The following is a 25,542-nucleotide window of genomic DNA, read 5'->3' on the forward strand; positions in this document are numbered from 1 at the left end:
CCATACGCTTGATGTCATTCTTGTTGACCTTCGGATAGAACGTTGCAAAAGACGCCCCGGACCTTCCCCCGCCCGGGGCGCCGCCTCAGAAACGGAAAGCCACCCCGGTGAACGCGCCGAACCCGTCACCCGGATAGAGCGCGCGGACATCGCTCCCTCGGGCGTTGTAGATAGGGCTGATCGCCGTGGCGTAGTCCTCGTCCGTGAGGTTCTTCAGGTCCAGGAACACCGACCAGCGCTGGCCCGGTGCCTCGTAGCCGGCCCGGGCGCCGAAGATCGTGTAGGACGGCGCGTGGAACGAGTTGGCGTAATCCACGGCGGTGCTCGATGCCGAGCGCACGTTCACACCGGCGTAGAAGCCGCTCGGGTGCTGGTACTGCAACTCGGCCTGGTAGATGTGCTTGGGCAGGCCGGGCAGTTCGTTGGAATCGAACTCATCGTCGTTGCGGTAGTAGAAATCGTTGAGGGTGTAGGCCTGGCGGAGGATCAGCTTCTCGCCGCGCGCGCCCTGCCATAGCTGGGCATCGAGGCCCGCTTCGATACCCTGGTGGATGGTCGGGCTGGCGTTCGAGGTGGAAGTCACCGCCGGGCTGGTCGGCGTCGCCGGGATGATCTCGACGTTGAGCAGTTCGTCATGCACCCAGGAGCGGTACACCGCCAGGCTGCCGTCGAAGATGCCGTGGCTGCCGCGAATGCCGAACTCGACGGTATTGGCGGTCTGCTCGACCAAGGTCTTGGCGTAGTTGTTGGTCACCCCGGAGCCGGAGGAAGACCAGGTGCTCGGCGGATCGATGGAGCGACTGACGTTGCCGAAGAGCTGGATCTCGGGTGTCAGGTAGTAGCGCAGGCCGATGCGCGGCGCGAGGCTCCAGTTGTCGTAGTTGTAGTGGTCCGGATAGGGGCTGGTGTTCGCCCGGTCGGAGAACACCACGTCGATATCGCGACGGATGTTGATGAGCGACAGGCCGCTCGACAGCCACAGCCTCTCGGTCAGCTCCAGCTCGTTGCCGAGCGCGAAGACGCTGTCGAGGGAGCCGTCGTAGCGGGCGTCCTTGAGCAGCTCGCGACTGACGCCGTCGTAGGTCTTGACGCCCGCCCGGTCGTGCCAGGTGTTGCTGAGGCTCAGCGTGGTGTTGCTCTGGCGCCCGAACAACTGGTCGCTGCGCAGGTAGCGCAGGGAGGTATTGATGTCCCTCCAGCTCCAGTGGTTGGGGTTGACCGAGCTCTTCTTGCTGAGGATCTGCGGATAGTTGTGGTAGACCAGCCCGAATTCCAGCTTCGAGTCGTCATCGAAGGTGTAGGTGGTCTTGCTGCCGATCCAGGTCGAGCCTTCCTTGGTGGAATCGCCGCGCGACAGTTCGGTCGCCGGGTTGGTCTGCGACGAGTCGTCCTTCAACTGCGCGCGGGTGAGCGTGCCCGAGTTCTCGTGGTACTCCTCGCGGTAGCGGATCAGCAGACGGGTCTCGAGCTTGGGGCTGAACCGATAGCCGAAGTTGGAGACCACGCCCTTGGCCTTGGTGAAGGTGAAATCCTGGTAGCCGTCGCGCTCGGAGTTGGCCAGGCTGACGTAGTAGTCGGCGTTGTCCACTACGCCACCGGTGCTCGCCTGCTGCTTGCGCCAGCCGAAGCTGCCCGCCTCGAAGCGCGCGTAGTTGCCCGGCGCGGTGTACCCCGAGTGGGTGACGAAGTTGATCGCCCCGCCCAGCGACAGCGCGGTGTAGTCGAACGCGTTGGCACCACGCAGGACCTCGGTGTAGTTCACCCCCGACATCTCCAGCAGCTCATAGGGCGTACCGCCCGGCCCGGTCAGCGCCAACCCGTCGAAGAGGAACTTGGTGCCTTCGCGGAAATAACCGGGCGAGGCATTCGCCCCCGAGCCCCGGATGGAAATCTTGATGGCGTCGTTGCCGCCCGCCGATTGCGCGATGACACCGGGCTGGAACGCCAGCACATCCTCCACGGTGGCCGCACGACCCCGCTCGACGTCCGCATTGCGCACCAGGCTGGCGCCGCCAGGAATCTCGTCCAGCTTTTCCTTTGCCTGTTGCTCCTCGCTTTTCTTTTCCCCCCTTACAACCACGGTCTCCAACTTCGGAGCCGAACTATTCGTCAACTCCTCGGACTGCGCGAAGTTCCCCGCGCACATCATCAGGATCCCCAGACCCACGGCTACCCATAGCGGACTTGGCACGCCCACGGAAACACCATCATTCCCCGTCAAAGACAACAAACGCACTGGATTAACTCCTATTTCAGGCAGATTCATTCATGAGCGTTTTTGTTGTCTTTGTCGCGCCCTTTGTCACCATTGAGCAATCTTCATTCCAAAAATAAAAAACCATTAAAAACAATAAGTTGAGCACAAATAAAAACACCTGAAGCCAATCACTCGCAGACATTCTGCTGAACAGATGTTTCGCCACGGACAGCGAATCTGGTTATATCCTTGTCACCATATGAAATGAGCGGCATGAACGATGAAAGCAGCGAGCCAAGGGCCGAGTCTATTTCAGCTATGGATAATGAAAAACGAAGATCCTGGAAGTTGCCGATAACTTGACCTGCAGCTCCAGAAAGAGCCGACCGAGCTGCCGGAAAGACAACTTTCCCGGCCAACCCTCAAGTTGCCGGGAACATCCTTTGCGGATCATGTCGACCAGGAACTATCCACCATCATTCCCGTGCGCGGGACGGTGCTTGCACCGAACGCCCTTCAGGGCGGTCCGAAGCGAGTAATCCAATGGTTGTTCATTGGGTCCCCGCGTGCGCGGGGGCGACGGTTTGCTGCCAGTGCCTTACGGCGCCTCGCCCAACCAGGCACCGGTGAACACCGGCGTGTTGTGCGAGGTGTCGTAGACCACGCCCCGCACGCGGGTGTTGCGGGCGGTCAGTGTGTAGTTCTCGTACAGAGGCACGGCCGGCACCAGTTCGGTCAGGCGCTGCTGGGCCTGACTGTAGAGTTGCCGACCGAGCTGTTCGTCGCGGGACTGGCGCGCCCGGCCGAGCAGGTCGTCCAGCTTCGAGTCGCGCAGCCGCGCAGTGTTCTGGCCGATGCGCCGAGGCGAAATGATTTCGTTGCTGTGATAGAGGATGTACAGACCGTCCGGCGTATTGGTGTGCCAGACTCCGGAGCCGGTAGCCTGGTAGTCGTTGGCGGCGCGCCGGTCGAGGATATGCAGCGGCGGCAACTGGACGATGCGCAACTCGAAGCCGATCTTCTTCGCATCGGACTGGATTGCCACCGCGTCGGTCAACGACGAAAGTCCCTCGGCCAGCAGCACCTCGGCGCCCAGGCGCACTCCGTCCCTGGTGCGGTATCCCTCGGCATCGCGCGCGCTCCAGCCGGCCTCGTCGAGCAGACGATTGGCCTCTTCCGGGTCGTAGCGCAGGGCATCCTGGAACGAAGGGTCGTAGTAACGGGTATTGGCGGCCAGGTAGTCGCTCTTCGGCCGGTACTCCCCGAACCCACTGATCCGCACGATACCTTCGCGGTCCACCGCCAGGGCGACGGCCTTGCGCACGCGTACGTCGTCGAACGGGAATTTCTCGGTGTTGAAGGTGATGCCCCGATTGGGATTGCCCTTGCGGATACGGCTGTCGAACACCAGGCGGTCGTCGGCGCGAATGGCGGCCGCGTTCTGTGTCGGCGCATCGGTGGTGAAGTCGTACTGGCCGGCGGACAGCGACGTGTAGCGGATCAGTGGCTCGGGGATGAAGTCGATCTCTAGCCGATCGAGGTAGGCGGGCCCCTCATGGCGCAGGAAATCCGGCGCCCAGCGGTAATCCTCGCGGCGCACCAGGCGAATTCCTTGTTGGCGATCGTAGCGTTCCACCACGAAGGGCCCGGAGCCGACCGGCCGCTCTGCGAGCGCCTTGGGGTTTTCCCGGATGGCCTTGGGCGACTGGATAGACAGCCAAGACTGCGCCAGCACGTCGAGGAAAGGTGCGTAGGGCTCGCGCAGGTTGGCCTGGAAGGTGTATTCGTCGATCACCTTGCCGTCGATGTAGGGCGCGATGTAGGCGGCGGCCAGGGGCGACTTGGTGGCCGGGTCGCGCATGTGTTCGAGGTTGGCCAGCACCGCCTCGGCGTCGAATCTCGCGCCGTCGCTGAAGGTCACGTCGTCGCGCAGGTGGAAGGTGTAGGTCAGGCCATCCGGGGAAACCTCCCAGGACCTGGCCAGCCAGGGCGTGATGCGGCCCTGGTCGTCGAGGTAGACCAGGTTGTCGTAGATCAGCCGCCCCAGCCATTGCGCGTTGGTGTGGGAAATGGCGTGCAGATCGAGAGAGCCGGTATCCATGGCCACGGACACCTTCAGCGTACCGCCGCGCTTCCCCGGCGCCTGCTCGAAGTAGTCGCTGGCCGGGTAGACGAAATCGTTGCGCGCCGTGGTGTCCCTACCCGCCTGTCCGGACGGTTCCTCGCCGCAGGCCACCAGGGCCAGCAGCACGACCAGTACGGCGAGCCGCAGCAGCGCACCGTGCAAGGTGGCGAACGAGGGAACACGCCTTGGGAATACTGCGATGTCTAGCATGTCGGTCTCTCTGTCAACGCGTCGGCGCAACCGGCCCTTGGGTTTTCAAGGCACTGGCGGCCCGAACGTCGCCGGGCCGCCGGTGCGGCTTCATTCGAAGCGATACGACACCCCGGCATACACGCCGAAGCCATCGCCGGCATAGAAGTTCGGCGAGTCCACGCCCTTCAGGTCGTAGGCGGTGTTCGCCGCCGTCACGTAGTTCTCGTCGGTGAGGTTCCTGGCGTCGAGATACACGCTCCAGCGCTCGCCCGGATCGTCGTAGCCGACCTTGGCGCCCCAGATGGTGTAGGACGGTGCCTTGAGGGTATTGGCGTAATCAACGTAGTAGCTGGAGGCCGAGCGCACGCTGATGCCGGCATAGAACCCCTGCGAATGCCGGTACTGCAATTCGGCCTGGTAGTAGTGCCGGGGTAGGCTGGGCAGTTCGTTGTCGCCGAACTCGTCGTCGTTGCGGTAGTAGAAATCATTGAAGGTGTAGGCCTGGCGCAGGACGATGCTGTCGCCGCGCGAGCTTTCCCAGAGGCGGGTATCCAGGCCGGCCTCGATGCCCTGATGGATGGTGTCGCTGGCATTGGCGTTGGCCGTGACCGCGTCAGAGGTCGGGGTCGCCGGGCTGATGACCACGGTCAGCAGCTCGTCGGTGATCCACGAGCGATAGATCGCCAGGCTGCCGTCGAAGATTCCGGCGGAACCGCGCACGCCGAACTCCACCGTGGTGCCCTTCTGCGGGTCAAGCGGCCGCAGGTAGGGGTTCGCGGTGCTGCCGTGCTGCCAGGTCACCGGCGGGTCGATGGAGCGGCTGACGTTGCCGAACAACTGCACCTCGGGGCTCAACTGGTAACGCAGCCCGATGCGTGGCGCGACGTGCCAGTCGTTGTAGCTGACGTTGTCCGGGAAGGTGCTGGTGTTGGGGGTGATCGAATACTGGATGCGCGCCGTGCGGTCGATGTTGATCAACGACAGCCCGGTGGACAGCCAGTACTGGTCGTCCAGTTGCAGCTCGTTGCCCAGGGCAAAGACGGTGTCCCGCGAGCCGGTGTAGTCGGTGTGGCGGACCTTCACCCAGTCGGATTGCCGATAGCCCGTGACGTCGCCATCGATGAGCCGGGTATCGCTGAAGGTCAGGGTCGTGTCGCTCGGCAGGCCGAATAGTCGGTCGCCGGTGCGCAGGTAGCGGATCACCGTGTTCAGGTCGGTGGAGTGCCAGTCCTGAGCCGTGGCAGCGTAGCGCCAGCCGTTGTGCAGCGGGTAGTTGTTGTAGCCGAGGCCGACTTCCAGCTTCGAGTCGTCGTCGAAGGTGTAGGTGGTCTTGCTGCTGATCAGGGTCGTCCCGTTCTTGCGGCGGTCGGAGAGCAGCCGGTTGTGGGTCGGGTCGTGTTCGATCTGCTCCTTGGTCAGGGTGCTGCCGTTGAGGAGCTTTTCCTCGCGGTAGCGGACGATCAGGCGGGTATCCAGCTTGGGGCTGAACGCATGGCCGAAGTTGGCGATGAAGTCCTTGCCCCGGTTGGGCGTGTCGTCCTGGAAACCGTCGCGCTCATTGTGCAGCACTGCGACGAAGTAATCGCTGTCTCCCGACACGCCGCCATAGCTGAGTTCCTGCTTGCGGTAGCCGAACGACCCGACGTCCAGGCGCACGCGGGCACCGGGCGAGGTGTATCCGGTGTGGGTGACGAAGTTGATCGCGCCGCCCAGCGACAACGCCGTATGGGCGAACGCGTTGGCGCCGTAGAGCACTTCGGTGTAATCCACGGCGGCCATGTTCAGCATGTCTTCCTGGGTGCCGCCCGGCCCGCTGATGGGCATCCCGTCGTAGAGGAATTTGATCCCCATGACGTAGCCCTGGTAGAAGGTGTTCAGGCCCGAGCCACGGATGGAAATCTTGTTCGCACCAGTCCCGCTGGTGGCCTGGGCGAAGACGCCGGGCTGGTACGCCAGCACGTCTTCCGCGTTCTGTGCCCTGCCCCGTTCCACTTCCTTGTTGTCGATCACCCGGACGGAGCCAGCCACCTTGTCGAGCTCGGCCCTGGCCTGTTCAGCCTCCGAGGCCTTATTGCCCGTCACCACGACGGTAGCCAACCGAGGGTCGACACCCTCCTCTGCCTGCACCGCGCCGCCCATGCAGGCCAGCAAGGTCCCCAAGGCCCATACGACAGGCTTGCCTCCTCCTGGCGGCAACTGCTCCACACTTCCCCCGAAATCGACTTTCACCTACCAATCCCCTATGTCTGGCCAAGTATCAGGGCACGCTTCTATTAGGTTCTGTACGAAAAGTCGCCGAGCGAAGGTCAGGCAAGGCAAAAAGAGGCGAGGAAGCGGAGTTTACGGCTGTAAATGAGCATTCCGAGTCTCTTTTTAACGCAGCATCACCGAGCGCAGGCACTTTTCGTACAGAACCTAGTTATGCCCGACACTCGTTTAGCAGCCTCCATGCCACACTTGAAAACCAATCAAAAATAACAACTTGCGAATTCTAGAAAACACTTCACGAGAATCTTTCCGAAACAATCTGCTGAAAAGATGTTTCGCCACGAACAACACTCACAGAAATAGAAGTCACAAGCAACGCACTGAAAACCAAGAGAAATCCACAATAGAAAAATGGACATCCGAAAACTCACGAATGCACCAAAAGCAATTCGAGGACACTCACAGGCGAGTGTTTAAAGACGAACATCCGAGGTTCGCCAAACAACATTCAGCAAACCTCCCGGCGAGCGTCATCACTCCACCCGGATAAGGAAGTAAAAGTTATCAGTTTATGAATAAGCAGCATGCCGTTAATGTTCTCGGCATCCATGACCGGCCCTTGCGACCGGCCCCTGTGCATCGTTCTTGACAGCCCACCCCGCAGGGTGCGCCGTGCGTACCGAAAGATCGACGGCGCGGGCGTTCCGGCGGAACGCCTAGAGCAACCCTTCCGCCTGAAGCGCCGAGCGCACCGCCGGGCGTTGCAGCCATTGCTCGCGCAGCCGCTGGACGTTGCGCAGCTCGTTGAACGGGCCGCCGATACGGGTGATCCAACTGGCGAACACGCCGAGGTAGGCATCGGCCAGGGTGTAGCGGTCGGCCACCAGCCACTGGCGTCCGTCGAGGCGCCGTTCGATATGCTCGAAGGCTTGCAGCAATTGCACCTGGGCCTGGGCGCGGATGCCCGGGTGGGCAGACTCGTCGGCGGAGTAGCGCTCCGGCCGGTTCAGTGGGCGGAAGGCGGCGGTGTGTACCTCCGACGCCAGGTAACCCAGCCAGCCCTGGATCTGCGCGCGCTCGACGCTGCCGGCCGGGGCGAACAGCGGGGTGTCCGGCACCTGGTCGGCCAGGTAGGGCAGGATCGCGCTGTTCTCGGTCAACACGGTGCCATCGTCCAGTTGCAGCGCCGGCACCCGCCCCAGCGGGTTGATCTGGCGGATCGGCGAGTCCGGGGTACGCAGCGCGACCCGCTCGACCTGGATCGGCAATGCCAGTTCGCGCAGCACCACATGGGAGGCCAGCGAGCAGGCGCCTGGAGAAATGAACAATGTGGCCATGGACCTACCTTGAATAAAAAGGGCCGCCCCCTCCCTGCCTGAAAGGAGGCGACCGGAAGACTCCGGTCGCCCCGCGCCGACGAACCTCGCGCGGGGCCGCGAGGCGCCGCGCGGTATGCCGGGGGCCTCGTCGTGGAGCTATGATTGGTAATCCATGCTTATCCTGAAAAGTTATTTTTTATTATCTTTTTATTCCAAACAGAAACATAAAAATCATAACCTTCTGTTTTTGTTGATATTTATCAAGGCCGGCCAATTCAAGGCATGGAAAATATGCCGCGAAGGCATTGGCCGACCAACGACAACGGTTCTCCATGCAGACACTCCCTCCCCTGGCGGCCTACCGGCTGGCCATCGACCAGTCCGGCTTCCAGCCGGACCCCGCCCAATGGCAGGCCGCCCAGGAGCTGGAACGCTGCCACCAGGCGCTGCACGCGAACGGCGGACAGCGCGCGACGGTGCCCGGCGTCTACCTGTGGGGGCCGGTCGGACGTGGCAAGACCTGGCTGATGGATCGCTTCCAGCAGAGCCTGCACGTGCCATCCCGGCGCCAGCACTTCCACCATTTCATGCGCTGGGTGCACCAGCGCCTGTTCCAGTTGAGCGGCACCGCCGATCCGCTGAGCGCGCTGGCCCGTGAACTGGCCGAGGAAGTGCGGGTGCTGTGCTTCGACGAACTGTTCGTCAGCGACATCGGTGACGCCATGCTGCTCGGCCGCCTGTTGCAGGTGATGTTCGAGCACGGCGTGGTACTGGTCGCCACCTCCAACCAGCCGCCGGACCAGTTGTACGCCGATGGCTTCAACCGCCAGCGCTTCCTGCCGGCGATCGCCGCCATCGAGCGGCACATGCACGTCGCCTGCGTCGATGGCGGCCAGGACCACCGCCTGCACCCTGGTGCGCCGCAGCAGCGTTATTGGGTTGGCCAGCCCAGCGCCTTCGAAGACGTGTTCCAGCGCCTGACCGCCGGCCAGCAGGTGGTCACCGAGCCCATCGAACTCGGCCACCGCGCCATCGCCGTGGTACGGCGCGGTGAGGACGTGGTCTGGTGCCGCTTCGCCGATCTCTGCCTGCAACCGCTGGCGGCCCTGGACTTCATCGCCCTGTGCGACCGTTTCTCGGCGATCCTGCTGAGCGAGGTGCCCAACCTGAGCGCCCGCCAGCGACCGGCGAAGATCGCCCGGGGCACCGAGGACGGCGTCGAGCGCGTGGTGGCCGGCGACCGCCAGTTGCCCGAACTGTCCGTGCACGACGACAGCGTGCGGCGCTTCATCGCCCTGGTCGACGAATGCTACGACCGCCGCGTGCCGCTCTACCTGGAGGCCCGAGTACCGCTGGAGGAGTTGTACACCGAGGGCTACCTGTCCTTCGCCTTCCGCCGCACCTTGAGCCGCCTGCGGGAGATGCAGTTGCAGCGGTTCCTGGCGCAGTGATGAACGCCCCTACCCGTCCCTGCATGCCGGAGCATCCGGGCTACGGATCCCTCCGCTCCGGCTCTTCCGCTGGTTCCGCCTTCCAGCCGCCCACCTCGTTCCAATCCTCGCCGAGCATTTCGACCGGGTGCATGGTGCGGTCCGAGCCATTGCCGCAAGCCATCGAGTTCGCCGGGCAATAGCGGTCGCATCCCCAGCAGATGCGCTCGGGATGCTTCGGGTGCAAGGGAAACTTCTTGGCCATGGGCACGCGCCCGTTCACAGAGAGACAGGCACCAGGCTAGACGAGAACCGAGCCAGGCATCTTGATCCTGCTCAAGTTCGCAGGCTGCGCCCTGTCCGCCCCGTATGCCCGCGATGCTCTTGTGGTCATCGACCGGTCTTGCAGACAGCGGTGGCATCTCAAATGCCGGGATGATGGCTGAACTCCGCCCCTCTCCCCCGGCCCCTCTCCCATGAATGGGAGAGGGGTGGCTCAACGCTCACTCCCGTAGGCTGGGCTACGGCCCTGCGCCCTGTCCGCCCCGTAGGAGCGGGCCATGCCCGCGATGCTTTGCACAGCAGCACTACCGCCCCCTCGCTCCGGCATGCCGCAGCAGGTTCTCGCGCAGCGCCCGCGCCGCCGGGCCGAGGGGATCATCGATTCGGTGTGCGAGGTAGGCGAGCACCGTGGTTTCGCCCTGTTCGCCCAGCGCCGTCGCCGGCACGCGCACCAGGCGTCCTTCGGCGAGGTCGCGCTCCACCGCCCACAGCGGCAGGCGCCCCCAGCCCACGCCGCCGAGGATGAACGCCAGCTTGGTGTCCTGGCCGCTCACCCGCCAGGTTCGGGGCGAGAGGACGCCAAAGTCGCGCCCTTCCGACAGCGGCGACGGGTCTTCCAGGACGATCTGCAGATGCTCGGCCAGTTCCGCCGAGCGCACCGCCTCCCGCTCGCCGGCGCGCTGGCCCAGCGGATGACTGGCAGCCACCACCGCCACGAACCGCAACGACATCAGCGTCTCCAGCTCGATGCGCGGGTCGCGGAAATCCCCGCCTACGGTGATGGCCAGCTTGCAGGCGCGCTCCTGCAACGCGGCCAGCGGCGCGCCGAGCGGCGCCACCGACAGGCGCACCCGGACGGCGGGCAACTCCTGGCTCAGTTCGCGCAGCGCGGCGGCGGCCAGGGGCAGCGGGAACAGGGTGTCCACCACCAGGGGCAGCTCGAGCTCCAGCCCCTCGCCGAAGCCGCGCGCGCGGGCACGCATGAAGTCCACCTTGAGCAGGATCGCCCGGGCGTCTTCGAGCAGCACGCAGCCTTCCGGGGTGAGCGTGGGCCGGTGGCCCGAACGGTCGAACAGGGTCAGGCCAAGCTGCGCCTCCAGCGTGGCGATGGCATGGCTCACCGCGGACTGCGCGCGCAGCAGGCGGGCCGCCCCCGCACGAAAGCTGCCCGCTTCCGCGATGGCCACGAAGGTGCGGATCTGTCCCAGGGTCAGTGCGTCCAGCATGATCTACTCCATCGATCAAGTTGACCGAATTTTTGTCACTTATATCGATCAAAGCATAGCGCCATAGTTCGCTCATCCCCATCCCGGAGGCGCACGAACATGGTCAAGATCCTGGTTCTCTACTATTCCTCCTACGGCCACGTCGAGGCCCTGGCCCACGCGGTCGCCGATGGCGCCCGGCAGGGCGGCGCCGAGGTCGTGGTCAAGCGCGTGCCGGAGCTGGTACCGCACGAGGTGGCCGTGCAGTCCGGCTATCGCCTCGACCAGCAGGCGCCGGTCGCCACGCCGGCCGAGCTCGCCGACTACGACGCGATCGTCTTCGGCACGCCCACGCGCTTCGGCAACATGGCGGCGCAGATGAAGAACTTCTTCGACCGCCTGGGCGGCCTCTGGGCGCGGGACGCGCTGGTCGGCAAGGTCGGCAGCGTGTTCACCTCGACCGGCAGCCAGCACGGCGGACAAGAAGCCACCCTGCTCTCCAGCCACGTGGTGCTGCTGCACCTGGGCATGCTGATCGTCGGGCTGCCCTACACCTTCAAGGGCCAGAACCGCATGGACGAAGTCACCGGTTGCAGCCCCTACGGCGCCTCGACCCTGGCCGACGACGGCCAGGGCGGCGACCGCCAGCCGAGTGCCAACGAACTGGCCGGGGCGCGCTTCCAGGGCCGCCACGTGGCGGAAGTGGCCAACCTGCTGGCGCTGGGCCGCCACCGCCTGGAGAGCGCGACGGCATGATCGCCCAGCGCAACTGGCGAACCATCCTGCTGGTGGTCGGGGCGGGCATCGTCTCGGCCTTTCAGGTCGGCAAGGCACCCGCCGCGCTCGGCATCGTGCAGGCGGACCTGGCGCTCGACCTGGCCACGGCGGCGTGGATGCTCTCGGCGTTCGGGATAGTCGGCGCGCTGGGCGGGATCGTTACCGGCGTGATCGTCGATCACCTGGGCGCCAGGCGCCTGGCGGTCGGCGGCCTGGTGCTGCAGGGGCTCGCCTGCGGCCTCGGTGCGATGGCTCCCGACGCCGCCTGGCTGCTGGCCAGCCGCGCGGTCGAGGGCCTGGGCTTTCTCGCCGTGGTCGTGGCGGCACCGGCCCTGATCGACGCCACCGCCACGCCGAACCAGGCGCCACGCGCCTTCGCGGCCTGGAGCACGTTCATGCCGGTGGGCATCACCCTGGTGCTGCTGGGCGCCCCGTTGCTGGAGGCCATGGGCTGGCGCGGCTTCTGGCTGCTCAACGCGGCGATCCTGCTCGGCTACGCGGTTCTGCTCGAACGGGGCACCCGCGCCATCGCCAGGGCAAGGGAAACGCGCTCGCGGCTCGTCGGCGATATCGTCGAAACCCTCGGCTCGCCAGGCCCCTGGCTGCTGGCGGGGCTGTTCGCCGCCTTCACGGCGGTCTATTTCGCGGTGTTCGGCTTCCTGCCCACGGTGCTCGAAGAGCGCTGGTCGCTGGCCCCCGCCACGGCCAGCCTGCTGACCGCCATCGCGGTGCTCGTCAACGCCGGCGGCAACCTGGCCGGCGGCGCCCTGCTGGCGCGCGGTCATTCCGCCGCGCGAATCCTGCAGGTGGCCTTCGCCGCTCTGGCGGTCTGCGGGCTGGGCATTTTCATCGAGGCCGCTCCCGCCCTCCTCGCCTATGGCCTGTGCGTGGCATTCTCGTGCATCGGCGGCCTGATCCCCACCGTCCTGTTCAACCTGGCCCCGCGCGAAACCCCTCGGCCCGAGCTGCTGGGCGCCACCACCGGCTGGCTGATGCAGGGCAACAACCTGGGCCTGACCCTCGGTCCCGTCGCCGCGGGCTGGCTCGCCGCCCAGTGGGGCTGGCCGGCGATCTCGCTGCTGGTCGCCGCGCTCTCCGTGGCGGGCTGCCTGCTCGCGCTCGGGCTGGGTAGGCGGGCGACGTCAGCATCGACACCCGGCATGGCGGCAGGATCGTCTACTGGAACGAGCCGGACGGCCACCAATGGGAAATCCTGACGGTCAGCCACGCGCGCCAGGCGTAGCGATGACAGCGCCCCCGGCTCCATCAGCGGCCGTCCATCATCCCGATTCATCTCGCTGATCGTACTTCCGAGCGATATTCGCCCCGCCCTCCTCGACCTAATCTTCCTGCTCACGAGTCATTGCCACCGATGGCGCCAGGAGAGAGCCGCGCTCCATGGCGAGAGCGGCCGTCCCTCCATTCCGCCCGGGCCATCATGGACACGGGCGTTCGACAGCCGCGCCGATGGGCTCCGCGCCCCACAACTCCGAGGAAGTACCATGTCCAAGACCCATCTGCTCGACCTCGACGGCAAGATCGCCTTCGTCTCCGGCGCCAGCCGTGGCATCGGCGAAGCCATCGCCAAGTTGCTGGCCCAACAGGGCGCCCACGTGATCGTTTCCAGCCGCAAGATCGACGGCTGCCAGGCGGTCGCCGACGCGATCGTCGCCGAGGGCGGCAAGGCCACCGCCATCGCCTGCCACATCGGCGAGATGGAGCAGATCCAGAACGTGTTCGCGCAGATCCGCGAGCAGTTCGGCCGCCTCGACATCCTGGTCAACAACGCCGCCACCAACCCGCAGTTCGCCCATGTGCTGGAGACCGACCTGTCGGCCTTCCAGAAGACCGTCGACGTCAACATCCGCGGCTACTTCTTCATGTCCATCGAAGGCGCCAGGCTGATGAAGGAGAACGGCGGCGGCAGCATCATCAACGTCGCGTCCGTCCATGGCGTCACCCCTGGCGAGTTCCAGGGCATCTACTCGGTGACCAAGGCGGCGGTGATCAGCATGACCAAGGTGTTCGCCAAGGAGTGCGCGCCGTTCGGCATCCGCTGCAACGCCCTGCTGCCGGGCGCGACCGACACCAAGTTCGCCTCGGCGCTGGTGAAAAACGATGCGATCCGCAATGCCCTGCTCCAGCGCGTGCCGCTCAAGCGCGTAGCCGAGCCGGGCGAGATGGCCGGCACCGTGCTGTACCTGGCCAGCGATGCTTCCAGCTACACCACCGGCGTGGCGTTGAACGTCGACGGCGGCTACCTGCTCTGAGCCCGGAGCCCTCTCCGGCGCCATGCCACGCCGGGGGTGGCGCCTCCCGATGGAAACCAGCCATGTCGAAAACTCCATCGCGACCAGCCCTGCCGACCAGGCTCCTGGGCCAGCTCCAGTCCAGGCAACCCTTCCTGTGGCTCAACCCCGGCCTGGGCGACGCACTGCCGGAAACCGGCATCGGCCTCGCCGAGGTGGACGCCGCGCAAGCGCGCCTGGCGCGCTGCGCCGGCCTGCTGGGCAGCCTTTTCCCGGAGCTGGCGGTGAGTCGCGGGGCGATCGAATCGGCGCTGCTGCGCACCGCCAACCTGCAGCGCGCCATGAGCAGTGTTGCCGCCTGCGACGGCGTCTGGTTCGTCAAGGCGGACCATGCCCTGCCGGTCGCCGGCTCGATAAAGGCGCGTGGCGGTTTTCACGAGGTGCTGGCGCTGGCGGAGTCCATCGCCCTGCGCGAAGGGCTGATCGGCGCTGACGACGACCGCCTGCCGCTCGCCTCTGCGGAGGCGCGCGCCCTGTTCGCCCGGTACAAGGTCGCGGTCGGCAGCACCGGCAACCTCGGCATGAGCATCGGCCTGATGGCCGCCGCCCTGGGGTTCAGGGCCGAAGTGCACATGTCCAGCGATGCCAGGGAGTGGAAGAAGACGCGCCTGCGCAGACACGGTGTGACGGTCGTCGAGCACGACGGCGACTACGCGGCGGCGGTGGCCGCCGGGCGGGAGCAGGCGCTGGCCGATCCCCATGGCTATTTCGTCGACGACGAGCACTCGCCGCTGCTGTTCGCCGGCTACGCGGTCGCGGCCCGTGGCCTGGCCGCGCAACTGGCGGCGGCCGGCAGGATCGTCGATGCCGACCACCCGCTCTTCGTCTACCTGCCCTGCGGGGTCGGCGGTGCGCCGGGCGGCATCACCTTCGGCCTCAAGGCGCTGTTCGGCGACCACGTGCATTGCTTCTTCGCCGAGCCGGTGGCGTCGCCGTGCATGCTCGTGCAACTGGCCGCTGGCTGCGAGCAACCGGTCTCGGTGTACGACGTAGGCCTCGACAACCGCACCGAGGCCGACGGCCTGGCGGTGGGCCAGGCATCGCCGCTGGTCAGCCCGCTGATGGCCGCGCAACTGTCGGGGGTGTTCACCGTCAGCGACCAGCAGCTCTACATCTCGCTGTTCCGGCTGGCGCAGAGCGAAGGCATCGCCCTGGAACCGTCGGCCGCCGCTGGCGTCCCCGGCCCGAACTGGCTGACCGCGAGCGCAGCGGGACACGACTACCTCGGGCGCCACGGGCTCGAGCGGGTGCTGCACAACGCCACCCACGTGATCTGGACGACCGGCGGATCGCTGGTGCCACGACAGGAGCTCCAGCGCTTCCAGGCCGAAGGCCTGCGGCTGTGCGCCAAGCGGCCGCAGAGCGAGTACTTTCCGTAGCCCGAACGTCCGGTATTGCCGCTCTCTCGGTGCGCACGGCGCACCCTACCCGGATTGCATCCGGGCTACGCCTTGGGATTCCCGTGTTCGCGGGAATGACCTGGAAGGAGGCTTCACATTCGACCATCACCCTCGCCCGATGGGTACGGTCGCTCCTGCCCGCACGGCTTGCCCCCTCTCCCCCCGGAGCGGGGCGCGCAGCCAGGGCCGGGGTGAGGGACGGAGGTGTGGGCTACTGCAGTGCTCAACCCCCCCCGCGATACGGAAACTCCAGCATCCAACCGCCATCCCCCTACGCGAGCCGCCGCTAACACGGGGACCCAGTAAACAATGATGATGGATCATTCAAGCCGCTACTGATCCCGGCAAAGCCCTGTAGGACGAGGCTTCGCAGGGCACTCATACTTTCTTCCGACCCCCAAAATACAACCTAGGTGCGCTTATCCGGCCACTACCCGCTGAGTACGGTGCCATCAGAAACACAACACTCATCGGAGAGCCGCATGACAACAACAAAACGGCCCGGATTCTTCCAGCCAAACACCCTCGCCCTGGCCGTCGCTCTCAGCGCCGTCGCACCGCTGGCGCAGGCCATTACCTTCAACATCGGGGAGATCGAAGGGCAGTTCGACTCGTCGCTGTCGCTCGGTGCGAGCTGGGCGCTGCGCAACGCCGACCCGGACCTGGTCGGCAGCAACAACGGCGGCAAGTCCGGCACCCACACCACCGACGATGGCCGCCTGAACTTCAAGAAGGGCGAGACCTTCTCGAAGATCTTCAAGGGCATCCACGACCTCGAACTCAAGTACCGCGACACCGGCATCTTCCTGCGCGGCAAGTACTGGTACGACTTCGAGCTGAAGGACGAGAGCCGCCCGTTCAAGGACATCAGCGACCACAACCGCAAGGAGGCCTCCCAGTCTTCCGGCGCGGAACTGCTCGACGCCTTCATCTACCACAACTACGACATCGCCAATCAGCCGGGCTCGGTACGCCTGGGCAAGCAGGTGGTGAGCTGGGGCGAGAGCACCTTCATCGCCAACAGCATCAACTCGATCAACCCGGTCGACGTGGCCGCCTTCCGTCGCCCCGGCGCGGAGATCAAGGAAGGCCTGATCCCGGTGAACATGTTCTACGTCTCGCAGAGCCTCACCGAGAACCTGGCCGCCGAAGTCTTCTACCAACTGGAATGGGACCAGACCGTCCTCGACAACTGCGGCACCTTCTTTGGCAACGACGTGGTGCCCGATGGCTGCGACAACAACCACCGCAACCTCGTGGGACCGCAATTCCTCAACGCCTTCGAGCCGATCTTCGCCGCCGCCGGCCATGGTTATCAGCTCCAGGACGCCGAGGGTGCGCTGCTGCCCCGTGGCGGCGACCGCGACGCGCGCGACAGCGGCCAGTGGGGCCTGGCCCTGCGCTGGATGGGCGATGCGACCGAGTACGGCGCCTATTTCATGAACTACCACAGCCGTACGCCCTACTTCAGCACCCAGCCGGCCAGCCAGGCCTACCACAATGACCTGCCGGGCATGCTCGTCGGTCCGGGCGGCGTGCTCGAAAACTGCCTCGGCATGGGTCTCGGCGCCGCCTGCGGGTCGGTGCTCGAAGGCACCGCCTTCACCTCGCTGCTGGGCAACTCCAACTACTTCATGGAGTACCCGGAAGACATCAAGCTGTACGGCCTGAGCTTCGCCACCACCCTGGAGAGCGGCACCGCCTGGTCGGGCGAGATCAGCTACCGGCCGAACATGCCGCTGCAGATCAACACCGCCGACATCACCCTGAGCTTGGCCGACTCCGCCACCGGCATTCTCGGCGCACCCGCCCTGAGCCCGATCGGCAGCAAGCCCGGCGTCGACACCCACGGCTACCGTCGCAAGGAAGTGACCCAGGCCCAGACCACCCTCACCCACTTCTTCGACCAGGTCATGGGTGCCGACCGCCTGACCCTGGTGGGCGAGCTGGGCGTGACCCGCATCGGTGGCCTGGAAAGCCGCCGCAGCCTGCACGATGGCCTGAGCTACGGTCGCAACCCGGAAGTCGGCCAGTGGGCCCCGAACAACCAGCACGGCTTCTACACCTCGACCTCCTGGGGCTACCGCGCCCGCGGAATCCTCGAGTTCAACAACGTGTTCGCCGGCGTGAACCTCAAGCCGAACCTGGCCTGGTCTCACGACGTGGACGGCTATGGCCCGACCTTCAACGAAGGTTCCAAGGCCATCAGCCTCGGGCTGGATGCCGACTACCGCAACGTATACACCGCCAGCCTGTCGTACACCGACTTCTTCGGCGGTGATTACAACACCTCGATCGATCGCGACTTCGTCGCCTTCAGCGTCGGCATCAACTTCTGATCCGGCGTAGCAGAGAGAACCGCACCATGAAAGCACAAAAGCTCATCACTGCCCTGACCCTGTCCCTGCTGGCCGGTAGCGTCCTCGCCGCGGTCTCGCCGGAGGAAGCCGCCAAGCTCGGCACCAGCCTGACCCCGCTCGGCGCGGAAAAGGCCGGCAACGCCGACGGCAGCATCCCGGCCTGGAACGGCGGCCTGCCGAAGAACGCCGCACCGGTGGACGCCAAGGGCTTCCTCGGCGATCCGTTCGCCAACGAGAAGCCGCTGTTCACCATCACCGCGCAGAACGTCGACCAGTACAAGGACAGGCTGTCCGAAGGCCAACTGGCGATGTTCAAGCGCTACGCCGACACCTACAAGATGGCGGTCTACCCCAGCCACCGCACCGTGGCGGCACCCGAGCACATCTACAAGGCGGCACACACCAGCGCCCTGAAGACCACCCTGGTGGAAGGCGGCAACGGCCTGAAGAACTTCACCGACAGCCGCTTCTACGCCTTCCCGATTCCCAAGGACGGCCTGGAAACGGTGTGGAACCACATCACCCGCTACCGTGGCACCAACATCCTGCGCGTCTCGGTCTCCACCGCGCCGCAGACCAACGGCGACTACACCCTGATCCGCTACGACGACGACCTGGCGGTGCCCACCGGCATGGCGGACCTCGACCCGGCCAAGGCGGAGAACCTGCTGTACTACTTCAAGCAGCGCGTCACCGCGCCGGCGCGCCTGGCCGGCACCGTGCTGCTGGTGCACGACACCCTCGACCAGGTCAAGGAACCGCGCATGGCCTGGCAGTACAACGCCGGCCAGCGCCGCGTGCGCCGCGCCCCGCAGGTGGCCTACGACAGCCCGACCTCGCAGGTCGACGGCCTGCGCGTATCGGACAACCTGGACATGTTCAACGGCGCGCCCAACCGCTACGACTGGAAACTGATCGGCAAGCAGGAGCTGTACATCCCCTACAACAACTACAAGGCCGCCTCGCCGCAGGTGAAGTACGCCGACCTGATCAAGGCCGGCCACACCAACCAGGACCTGGTGCGCTACGAGCCGCACCGCGTCTGGGTGGTCGAGGCCACGCTGAAGCAGGGTGAGCGCCACGTCTACGCCAAGCGCCGCTTCTACATCGACGAGGACTCCTGGACCATCGCCATCTCCGAGCAGTACGACGGTCGCGGCCAACTCTGGCGCGTCGGCGAGGCCATGCTCCTGCAGGACTACAGCGCCCAGGTGCCGTGGTACGCCTACGAGACCCTCTACGACCTGATCGCCGGCCGCTACGCCACCGCCGGGATGATGAACGAGGAGAAGAACTGGATCCGCTTCGACGTCCCGACCTCCGCCTCCCAATTCACCCCAGCCGCCCTGCGTAGCGCGGGCGTGCGCTGATTCCAGCGGGCTACTCCGTTTAGGCGGCCTTTGGGCCGCCTTTTTTTATTCGCAAGACCCGCAAGGCCATACCCGTAGGGTGGGCTTCAGCCCACCGGAAGGAGTCCGACCATGGCAGGGGCTGTCTTCTGGATTCCCGCGTTCGCGGGAATGACGTGAGGGAAACTCCATCGCCCAATCGTCGTCCCCGCGAACGCGAGGAGTCAGATGAGGCGGACACTCGACGGTCACGATGGGTTATCACCCATCCTACGAGCTGGCACCCACGACGTAGCCCGGATGAAATCCGGGCCACGCGCGCTCCCGTAGGGTGGGCTTCAGCCCACCGGAAAGAGGTCGGCCATGGCGGGGGCTGTTTCTGGATTCCCGCGTTCGCGGGGAACCAGAAGACGCGGCGATATCGCTGTGCTCCCTCCAAACGAAAAAACTCCGCGGGTGGAGCACCCCCGCGGAGCAGCCGTCTCGACTATGTGATGCAGAAGCCCGGCCGCGATAGCGAGACGTAAACCGGACCGTGGCCGAGGCCACGGTTGCTGATGCGGCCCTGCTACATCTTCTTCACCTGCGGCAACGGATAGGTGCCATCGAGAATCGCCTCGTTCGGCTGGTACAGCCGGAGGAGCAGGTAGAAGTTCCCCTTCGGCGCCGGCAGCCAGTTGGCCTTGTCCGCTCCCTGGGGTTCGTCGCGCTGGATCGGGATGCTGAAGGAGCCGTCCTCGCGGATGCGCAGGCCGGCGGTATCCGAACCCACCTTGTAGCGGCCGATGGGATTGGCCACGAGCATCTTGTCGTCGGCGTTGTAGATCGTCAGCGACCAGAACGCCCCCACGGGCGGGGCCTTGGTGAAGGCCACCTCGTAGCGGTTGGTGCCGTCCAGGGGCTTTCCTTCGGCGTCGGTGTAGCGGATGGGATAGGTCGCCTCCTCGGCCAGGTTGCCGCCCAGGTAAGGACCGGACATCAGCGCGCGGCCCGGGTAGTTGAAGCCGAACTCGGTCACCAGGGTCATGTACCAGCCATTGCGCAGTACGCTCGCCGCCGCGGTTTCCTTGCCGGCTACCAGTGGCGCATCCTCCAGGGCGCGCTTGAGCCCCTTGACCTGCTCGGGCGCCAGTTTCGCCTGGTCGAAGCCATGCTCCCAGGTCAGGCCGATGCGTTCGAACTGGCCGACCAGCGCCTCATCGCCCGGCTTGAGCTGGTTGTGCCGCATGGCATAGCCGAGGTGGGTGAAGAAGCCCAGGTCGTTGCCCTCGATCGCAGGCAGCGATGCGAGCGTAGCCGGCGGCGCGACGTAGCTGGCATTGTCGAGTTGGCTCAAAGGGCGCAGATCGAACCCGGCCTGCAGGGCCCGTACCGGTTCCATCGCTTCGCCCGGGGTGACGTGCAGCCGTCCCCACAGCCAGACCTTGTCGGTGGTCGCCGCGAGGGCTTTCACGCCTGCGGGCAGCGTGCCTTGCCAGCCCGGCGGCACTATCGCGAAACGGCCCGCCTGGGTGCCGGTGGCGCGCCGGCCGATGTAGTGCTCCAGGTCGTGGTACATGCTGAAGACGTTGACCACGTAGTAGCGGTCGGCCGTGTCCGGCACGCTCAGCACATAGGGCTCGGTCAGGTTGACGACGGCGCTCATGTAGAGCGTGTCGTGGTTGGCGGTAGGCATGTCCTTGTCGGCCGGGGTCGACAGTTCGGTGGCCCAGCCGATCTGGTTCAGCGGCGCACGGTAGCTGGTGGCCGGTTTGTCGGCCGGCACGTCGATGTATTCGCGGATGATCCGCTCCAGGCGCACCAGCGGGTAACCCCAGCTATAGGCCATCACGCCCAGGGCGTAGGCTTCGGCCTCCCGCGCCTTGACGGAGTTCTCGGCGTTCATCACGGTGGTGATCAACGGATCGGGATAGGGCGCGGCGGCCAGCGCATGGGCCGAACAGACGGCCGAGGCCGCGACAAGGGTGGCGATCAGGGTTTTCAGTGGTTTCATGCGGCTTCCTCGCTTTCGTTACGGCTCAGATCGGGCTCAATGGCACCGAAAGGGTGATGAACGTCGCCGTGCCTTCCAGGCGGTTTTCGGTCGACTGTTCCTTGTAGTTTTTCAGGCGCAGCGACCAGGGCTGGCGATCCACCTCGAAATGCCAGGCGGCGGTGACGCCGAACGCCCGCGCGCGGCCCTTGAACGGCCCGAGGTTCGCGCCCCGGCCGCTGTCGTCCGTCAGTTGGCGGTAGTGGTAACCGAGCAGGCCGGCGGAGAAGTGCCGGCCGAAATGCTGTTCGGCGGCCCATTCCAGGTGGAATTCGTTGCCGCTGCGGTAGTCGGTGTGGGGGTTGCTGGCGTTGAAGGTGACGCCGGTGGCGGCCGACAGGTCCAGGCCGATCGCCGGGTCGAACCAGGTCAGCGCGGCGAAGGTATCGGCGCCCCAGTGGTTGAAGGCGACGTTGGCCAGGGCGTCCTCGTCGTAGTCGCCAATCGGAACGTTCAGCGCCACCCCGCCCTGCCAGTGGAAGTTGCCACGGTGCCAGCCGAGCATCGCCGCCAGCACCGGGTCGCCATAGGTGTAGTTGGAAGCATGCACGTCACTGGCGAAGCGGTTGCCGAGCGGCCCGGTCAGCTCGGCCGCGAAGTCGATGCTCGGCCCGCCCAGCGGCTGGCTGACGGAAAGCCCCAGGTTGCCGCCCAGCAGCGTCAGCGGCGTGGACCACAGCAGCGTCGGCATCGCCAGCCAGATGTCGGCATCGACGCCCGCGACCACCTGGCCATTGAAGGGAAACGCGTGCGAGACGCCGGCGCTGCCCGAGTAACGGTAGAGATCGTTCTGCAGGTACAGGCCGGGCGGCGGCAGCACGCCAGCCATCGGGCCACGGGAACCCAGCAGATAGAAGCCGGCGCCGTTCTCGGCCGCCAGCACCTGGCCGCTGCCGAACAGCAGGCAGCCGGCCAGGCAAGCGCCTCCACGCGATATCGCCCTCATCCTTCGCGTCAAGGCAGCAGCGGGCTGTTCATCGTCAGGCCGGGAAGCCCGTCGGCCGACGGCACGCGGGCGGTCTTCGCCTCGACGCGCTCGAAGTCCGGCATCTTGAAGCGCTTGTCGAACAGCTCGTCGCTCGCGCCATAGAAGCGCAGCGCCGGCAACGGCCGCTTGCCGCTGGTGGGAATCCAGTTGGACTCCAGCCCTTGCGGGGCTTGCGGCCCGACGTACAGGGTGACGCTGCCGTCGGCGTTCTTCTTCATCTTGTCGACGCCGTAGGAATCCAGCGTGGTGCGGCCTTCCCGGGAGTAGATGAACGCCATGGTCGCGCGGTCGTAGACCGTCAGCGACCAGAATTGCTTGACCGGCATGTCGGCCGGCACCACCAGCTTGTAGGTGGCGCCCGCCTCCAGCGGCCGGCCCTGATTGTCCGCCATGGCCATCAGGTAGTAGGCGGCCGGTCGCTCGGGGATCCGCCGGGGCACCAGGGTGCACCAGAAGAACGCCAGCGCGCGGCCGTCGATGTCGATGCGCTCCGGGTACTCGAAGCTGAAGCCGCGTTCGCTGTCCGGCAGCAGCAGCGGCACATACTGGCGGTCGGGCCAGTAGTACGTGTCCCTGGGCAGGTTGTCGAAACGCTCCTGCATGTAGTGCCAGACGTCCACCACCGCCTGGCGCATCGCCTTGCGGGTCTTCTCGTCCGGCTGGTAGGGCTTGCCGCGCTCGATGCCGAGGGACGCCAGCAGGCCGATCATGTGCCGGTCCTGGGGCCGCACCGGCTCGTAGGTGATGGTGTCGTGGAGCAACTGGAAGTAACGCTCGTCCTGCGGCAGCAGCGACGAGAAGCGCTGATCGACGGGGTCGACGAAGCGTTGCGCCGGTGGATTGCCCGCCTGCGACAGGTAGTACATCTTCAGGCGCTTCGAATAGGCGTAGGCATCCTCGGCGCTCTTGCCCGGCGCGCGCACCGAGCGGAAGGCGAAGATGATCCGATGGGTCGGCGACTCCACGTGCAGGTAGCCGGCCGGCACCTCGCCTTCGAAGTCCGGGCCGGTGAGCAGCAGCTTGCCGCCCTTGCCGGCGTCGATGCCGGACGGGCCGATGTCGGCGATGGTCATCTGCCAGGCGTCGACCACCTGCCCGTAGAGGCTGCCATCGGCGCCGGCCGGCGGCACTTCCAGCACCACCGGGCCCGCTTTCAGGTCGGAATAGGCGAAGACATAGGGGGTCGAGCTGTTCGCCGTCCAGGTCTCGAACTTCGGCGTGGCCATCCCGGACATGGCGACGATGTCGTTGTCCTTCATGTCCAGTCCGCCCAGGGTGGCCACCCGGCCACCCTGGGTCTGCACCGACGGCAGCGACCAGAGCACGGCCTCGAAGGCGCGCTGGTACTTCACCTGGTAGTCGAAATCGCTCACCGAACGGCGGTCGCCGGGCGCGGGCTGCCCGCCCACCGGTTCATCCGCCTGGGCCAGGGGCATGGTCAGCAACAGCGAAGTCAGAATGCATCTACGAAGCATGAGAACGTCCTCTCCTGGTAATGATCAACGTCCGTGTCAGCGGCGCTCGGCCTGCAAGGCCTTGGACAGGGTCTGGTCGGTGATCCAGCGCAGCAGTCCGCTGGTCTTGCGCGCCATGGCGCGCAGCAGTCGCGCCCGGAACCCCGGGGTGACCATGAACTGGCGCTTCTTCAAGCCGGCCAGGATGCCGGCCACCGCCTCCTCGACGCTGAGCACGCCGGCGGTGGCGTTGAGTGCCTCGGTGACCTTGCTGCCATGCTGGCGCTCGTAGGTCAGCAGCGGCGTGGCGATCTCACCGGGGCACACCACCGACACGTCGATGCCGCGCGGCTTCTGCTCCAGGCGCAGGACTTCGGCCAGGCCGACCACGCCGAACTTGGAGGCGCAGTAGGCGGCCTGGGTGTAGCCGCCGATGATCCCGGACAGCGACGCCACCAGCACCAGGTGGCTGCCTCGCGACATGTAGCGGAGCACGCCGGCGGCGAAATTGCGGCTGCCGATCAGGTTGATGCGTACCACCTGCTCGAAGGTTTCCGCCGGCAGCTCGGTGAACAGCGCAGTGCGCAGGATGCCGGCGGAGTTGAAGGCGAAATCGGGCACGCCCAGCATTTCCACCGCGTTGCCGATCGCCGTTTCCACCTCTGTGGACTGGGAGATGTCGACGGTGAACGCCTCGACCGCCTGCCCCGCCCTGATCCGCAGCCCTTGCAGCTCGTCGAGCACCGCACCGTCCACCTTCAGGTCGAACAGCGCCACGCTGGCGCCGTCGGCAACCAGCGCCTTGGCGATCTGCAGGCCGATCCCGCTGCCGCCGCCGGAAATGAAAGCGACGCGCGGAGTACCTTGTATCCACTTGCTCATACTCGATTCCCCATTTGCATGATCTGCCCGGCCTCGCCCGGCAGGCGCTGGCCGGCGAAGTGTTCCGCCAACTCCTTCATCGCCGCCTCGAAGCTCACCGGCGGCCGGTAGCCCAGCAGACGCCGGGCCTTGTCCGTGGAGAACTCGTTGGGGCCGCCCATCAGGCGGAAGGTCTGGCGGGTGAGGTGCGGCCGCTGCTGCTGGTTGCGCAGATGTCCCCACCACTCCAGCAGCGAGGCCATGACCCGCGCCAGCCAGTTCGGCATGCTCTTCGGCGCTGGCGTCCGGGCGGCCTTGGCCAGCGCTTCCAGGTAGGTCTTCCAGGTCACCCCGAAGCCGTCGGCGGCGATGAACACCTCGCCCTTGTCGTAGCCGGAACGGGCCGCGGCGATCAGCAGCGCGACCAGGTTGTTCACGTGCACCAGCCCGGCGTCCCAGTTGCCGGAACCGAGCAGGCAGGGCGCGCCCTCGCGCATCACCTGCACCAGGGACGTCACCCAGGGCAGGCTGCCGACGCCGAAGACGTTGGCCGGCCGCACGATGCTGGCCTTCAGGCCGCGCGCCACGCCGTCGAGGGTGACCCGCTCCTGTTCCTGCTTGCAGAACTCATAGGCCGACGAGGGCTCGCCGAGCGGGCTGTCTTCGTCCAGCCGGCCCTTGGCCAGGGCGCTGGCGAAGGCGCAGACGCTGGTGGTCACCACGAAGTGCGCCCCCCAGCCCAGCGCCAGCTCGATGGCCTGCTCGGTGCCCTTGACGGTGACGTCGACGTGGGACTGCGTGCTGCCCCAGTCGCTGACCACCGCCGCGAGGTGGAAGATGGCGTCCACCTGGCCGATCTCGCCGCGCAGCTCGACCAGCCGGCGCACGTCGCCGATCACCACCTCGACCCGCTCGCCCCACTCCGCCGGCACCGGCTCGCCGGGCAGCATCAGGGCGACCACGCGGACCTGCTCGGCCAGCAACTGGCGCACCAGGTGGCGGCCGATGAAGCCGCCGGCGCCGGTGACGAATGCACTGTGCATCTGGCTCATCG

18 protein-coding genes are annotated in these 25,542 nt (G+C 66.0%); 7 read left to right on the plus strand and 11 right to left on the minus strand.

Annotated features, from left to right (window positions below; genetic code table 11):
- Positions 1 to 85: 85 nt before the first annotated feature.
- The 4 genes from PSEWESI4_RS13495 to PSEWESI4_RS13510 form a co-directional block, all read right to left on the minus strand.
- Positions 86 to 2,149 (minus strand): TonB-dependent receptor family protein, encoded by a 2,064-nt coding sequence (locus tag PSEWESI4_RS13495; protein WP_187671796.1) that lies wholly within the window; start codon positions 2,147 to 2,149, stop codon positions 86 to 88.
- A gap of 646 nt (positions 2,150 to 2,795) precedes the next feature.
- Positions 2,796 to 4,532, minus strand: a complete 1,737-nt coding sequence (locus tag PSEWESI4_RS13500; RefSeq protein ID WP_187671724.1) for an ABC transporter substrate-binding protein — start codon at positions 4,530 to 4,532, stop codon at positions 2,796 to 2,798.
- 90 nt (positions 4,533 to 4,622) lie between these two features.
- Positions 4,623 to 6,743, minus strand: a complete 2,121-nt coding sequence (locus PSEWESI4_RS13505; RefSeq protein ID WP_328821889.1) for a TonB-dependent receptor family protein — start codon at positions 6,741 to 6,743, stop codon at positions 4,623 to 4,625.
- A gap of 695 nt (positions 6,744 to 7,438) precedes the next feature.
- Positions 7,439 to 8,059, minus strand: a complete 621-nt coding sequence (locus PSEWESI4_RS13510; RefSeq protein ID WP_187671725.1) for a glutathione S-transferase N-terminal domain-containing protein — start codon at positions 8,057 to 8,059, stop codon at positions 7,439 to 7,441.
- 314 nt (positions 8,060 to 8,373) lie between these two features.
- Between PSEWESI4_RS13510 and zapE the strand changes: the two genes are divergently transcribed.
- Entirely contained in the window at positions 8,374 to 9,492 is a 1,119-nt protein-coding gene (gene zapE / locus PSEWESI4_RS13515) for a cell division protein ZapE (RefSeq protein WP_187671726.1), read from the plus strand.
- A gap of 40 nt (positions 9,493 to 9,532) precedes the next feature.
- Here the strand turns inward: zapE and PSEWESI4_RS13520 are convergent, their stop codons facing one another.
- Both PSEWESI4_RS13520 and PSEWESI4_RS13525 read right to left on the minus strand, forming a co-directional pair.
- Entirely contained in the window at positions 9,533 to 9,736 is a 204-nt protein-coding gene (locus PSEWESI4_RS13520) for a DUF3079 domain-containing protein (protein WP_187671727.1), read from the minus strand.
- Positions 9,737 to 10,058: 322 nt separating this feature from the next.
- Complete coding sequence (locus tag PSEWESI4_RS13525) at positions 10,059 to 10,979, minus strand: LysR family transcriptional regulator (protein WP_187671728.1); 921 nt, start codon at positions 10,977 to 10,979, stop codon at positions 10,059 to 10,061.
- A gap of 99 nt (positions 10,980 to 11,078) precedes the next feature.
- Here PSEWESI4_RS13525 and wrbA point away from each other — a divergent pair, with 99 nt between their 5' ends.
- From wrbA to PSEWESI4_RS13555, 6 genes are all read left to right on the plus strand, one after another.
- Complete coding sequence (wrbA, locus tag PSEWESI4_RS13530) at positions 11,079 to 11,714, plus strand: NAD(P)H:quinone oxidoreductase (RefSeq protein ID WP_187671729.1); 636 nt, start codon at positions 11,079 to 11,081, stop codon at positions 11,712 to 11,714.
- The gene (locus PSEWESI4_RS13535; protein ID WP_187671730.1) at positions 11,711 to 12,952 is read left to right on the plus strand and encodes an MFS transporter; all 1,242 of its coding nucleotides are present in this window, start codon (positions 11,711 to 11,713) and stop codon (positions 12,950 to 12,952) included. Before wrbA ends, PSEWESI4_RS13535 begins: the two co-directional genes overlap by 4 nt.
- Before the next feature lie 285 nt (positions 12,953 to 13,237).
- A complete protein-coding gene (locus PSEWESI4_RS13540; protein WP_187671731.1) occupies positions 13,238 to 14,005 on the plus strand; it encodes an SDR family oxidoreductase in 768 nt (255 codons plus the stop codon).
- Between the two features lie 62 nt (positions 14,006 to 14,067).
- Complete coding sequence (locus tag PSEWESI4_RS13545) at positions 14,068 to 15,423, plus strand: D-serine ammonia-lyase (protein WP_187671732.1); 1,356 nt, start codon at positions 14,068 to 14,070, stop codon at positions 15,421 to 15,423.
- 503 nt (positions 15,424 to 15,926) lie between these two features.
- A complete protein-coding gene (locus tag PSEWESI4_RS13550; protein WP_187671733.1) occupies positions 15,927 to 17,783 on the plus strand; it encodes a DUF1302 domain-containing protein in 1,857 nt (618 codons plus the stop codon).
- A 26-nt stretch (positions 17,784 to 17,809) separates the two neighbouring features.
- Positions 17,810 to 19,174 carry a DUF1329 domain-containing protein gene (locus PSEWESI4_RS13555; protein ID WP_187671734.1) on the plus strand — a complete coding sequence of 455 codons (1,365 nt, stop codon included), beginning with the start codon at positions 17,810 to 17,812 and terminating at the stop codon, positions 19,172 to 19,174.
- A gap of 547 nt (positions 19,175 to 19,721) precedes the next feature.
- Here the strand turns inward: PSEWESI4_RS13555 and PSEWESI4_RS13560 are convergent.
- The 5 genes from PSEWESI4_RS13560 to PSEWESI4_RS13580 are packed head-to-tail and all read right to left on the minus strand — an operon-like array spanning position 19,722 to position 25,540.
- Positions 19,722 to 21,146, minus strand: coding sequence for a DUF1254 domain-containing protein (locus tag PSEWESI4_RS13560; protein WP_187671735.1), 1,425 nt, complete (start codon positions 21,144 to 21,146; stop codon positions 19,722 to 19,724).
- A gap of 25 nt (positions 21,147 to 21,171) precedes the next feature.
- Entirely contained in the window at positions 21,172 to 22,131 is a 960-nt protein-coding gene (locus PSEWESI4_RS13565) for a SphA family protein (protein WP_187671736.1), read from the minus strand.
- 8 nt (positions 22,132 to 22,139) lie between these two features.
- A complete protein-coding gene (locus PSEWESI4_RS13570; RefSeq protein WP_187671737.1) occupies positions 22,140 to 23,648 on the minus strand; it encodes a DUF1254 domain-containing protein in 1,509 nt (502 codons plus the stop codon).
- A 36-nt stretch (positions 23,649 to 23,684) separates the two neighbouring features.
- Positions 23,685 to 24,509 (minus strand): SDR family NAD(P)-dependent oxidoreductase, encoded by an 825-nt coding sequence (locus PSEWESI4_RS13575; protein ID WP_187671738.1) that lies wholly within the window; start codon positions 24,507 to 24,509, stop codon positions 23,685 to 23,687.
- Entirely contained in the window at positions 24,506 to 25,540 is a 1,035-nt protein-coding gene (locus PSEWESI4_RS13580) for an NAD-dependent epimerase/dehydratase family protein (protein ID WP_187671739.1), read from the minus strand. The genes PSEWESI4_RS13575 and PSEWESI4_RS13580 overlap by 4 nt, the downstream gene beginning before the upstream one ends.
- Between the last annotated feature and the right edge of the window lie 2 nt (positions 25,541 to 25,542).

Origin of the sequence: Zestomonas carbonaria (genome assembly GCF_904061905.1) — a bacterium.
Classification (GTDB): domain Bacteria; phylum Pseudomonadota; class Gammaproteobacteria; order Pseudomonadales; family Pseudomonadaceae; genus Aquipseudomonas; species Aquipseudomonas carbonaria.

What these genes read in the sequence shown, in the direction of transcription:
- PSEWESI4_RS13550 (WP_187671733.1), top strand. Translation starts at nt 15,927, where the DNA reads ATGACAACAACAAAACGGCCCGGATTCTTCCAGCCAAACACCCTCGCC.
- PSEWESI4_RS13565 (WP_187671736.1), bottom strand. Translation starts at nt 22,131, where the DNA reads ATGAGGGCGATATCGCGTGGAGGCGCTTGCCTGGCCGGCTGCCTGCTG.
- PSEWESI4_RS13555 (WP_187671734.1), top strand. Translation starts at nt 17,810, where the DNA reads ATGAAAGCACAAAAGCTCATCACTGCCCTGACCCTGTCCCTGCTGGCC.
- PSEWESI4_RS13500 (WP_187671724.1), bottom strand. Translation starts at nt 4,532, where the DNA reads ATGCTAGACATCGCAGTATTCCCAAGGCGTGTTCCCTCGTTCGCCACC.
- PSEWESI4_RS13545 (WP_187671732.1), top strand. Translation starts at nt 14,068, where the DNA reads ATGTCGAAAACTCCATCGCGACCAGCCCTGCCGACCAGGCTCCTGGGC.
- PSEWESI4_RS13540 (WP_187671731.1), top strand. Translation starts at nt 13,238, where the DNA reads ATGTCCAAGACCCATCTGCTCGACCTCGACGGCAAGATCGCCTTCGTC.
- PSEWESI4_RS13575 (WP_187671738.1), bottom strand. Translation starts at nt 24,509, where the DNA reads ATGAGCAAGTGGATACAAGGTACTCCGCGCGTCGCTTTCATTTCCGGC.
- PSEWESI4_RS13525 (WP_187671728.1), bottom strand. Translation starts at nt 10,979, where the DNA reads ATGCTGGACGCACTGACCCTGGGACAGATCCGCACCTTCGTGGCCATC.
- PSEWESI4_RS13495 (WP_187671796.1), bottom strand. Translation starts at nt 2,149, where the DNA reads ATGATGTGCGCGGGGAACTTCGCGCAGTCCGAGGAGTTGACGAATAGT.
- PSEWESI4_RS13535 (WP_187671730.1), top strand. Translation starts at nt 11,711, where the DNA reads ATGATCGCCCAGCGCAACTGGCGAACCATCCTGCTGGTGGTCGGGGCG.
- PSEWESI4_RS13560 (WP_187671735.1), bottom strand. Translation starts at nt 21,146, where the DNA reads ATGAAACCACTGAAAACCCTGATCGCCACCCTTGTCGCGGCCTCGGCC.
- PSEWESI4_RS13570 (WP_187671737.1), bottom strand. Translation starts at nt 23,648, where the DNA reads ATGCTTCGTAGATGCATTCTGACTTCGCTGTTGCTGACCATGCCCCTG.
- PSEWESI4_RS13520 (WP_187671727.1), bottom strand. Translation starts at nt 9,736, where the DNA reads ATGGCCAAGAAGTTTCCCTTGCACCCGAAGCATCCCGAGCGCATCTGC.
- PSEWESI4_RS13580 (WP_187671739.1), bottom strand. Translation starts at nt 25,540, where the DNA reads ATGAGCCAGATGCACAGTGCATTCGTCACCGGCGCCGGCGGCTTCATC.
- PSEWESI4_RS13510 (WP_187671725.1), bottom strand. Translation starts at nt 8,059, where the DNA reads ATGGCCACATTGTTCATTTCTCCAGGCGCCTGCTCGCTGGCCTCCCAT.
- zapE (WP_187671726.1), top strand. Translation starts at nt 8,374, where the DNA reads ATGCAGACACTCCCTCCCCTGGCGGCCTACCGGCTGGCCATCGACCAG.
- wrbA (WP_187671729.1), top strand. Translation starts at nt 11,079, where the DNA reads ATGGTCAAGATCCTGGTTCTCTACTATTCCTCCTACGGCCACGTCGAG.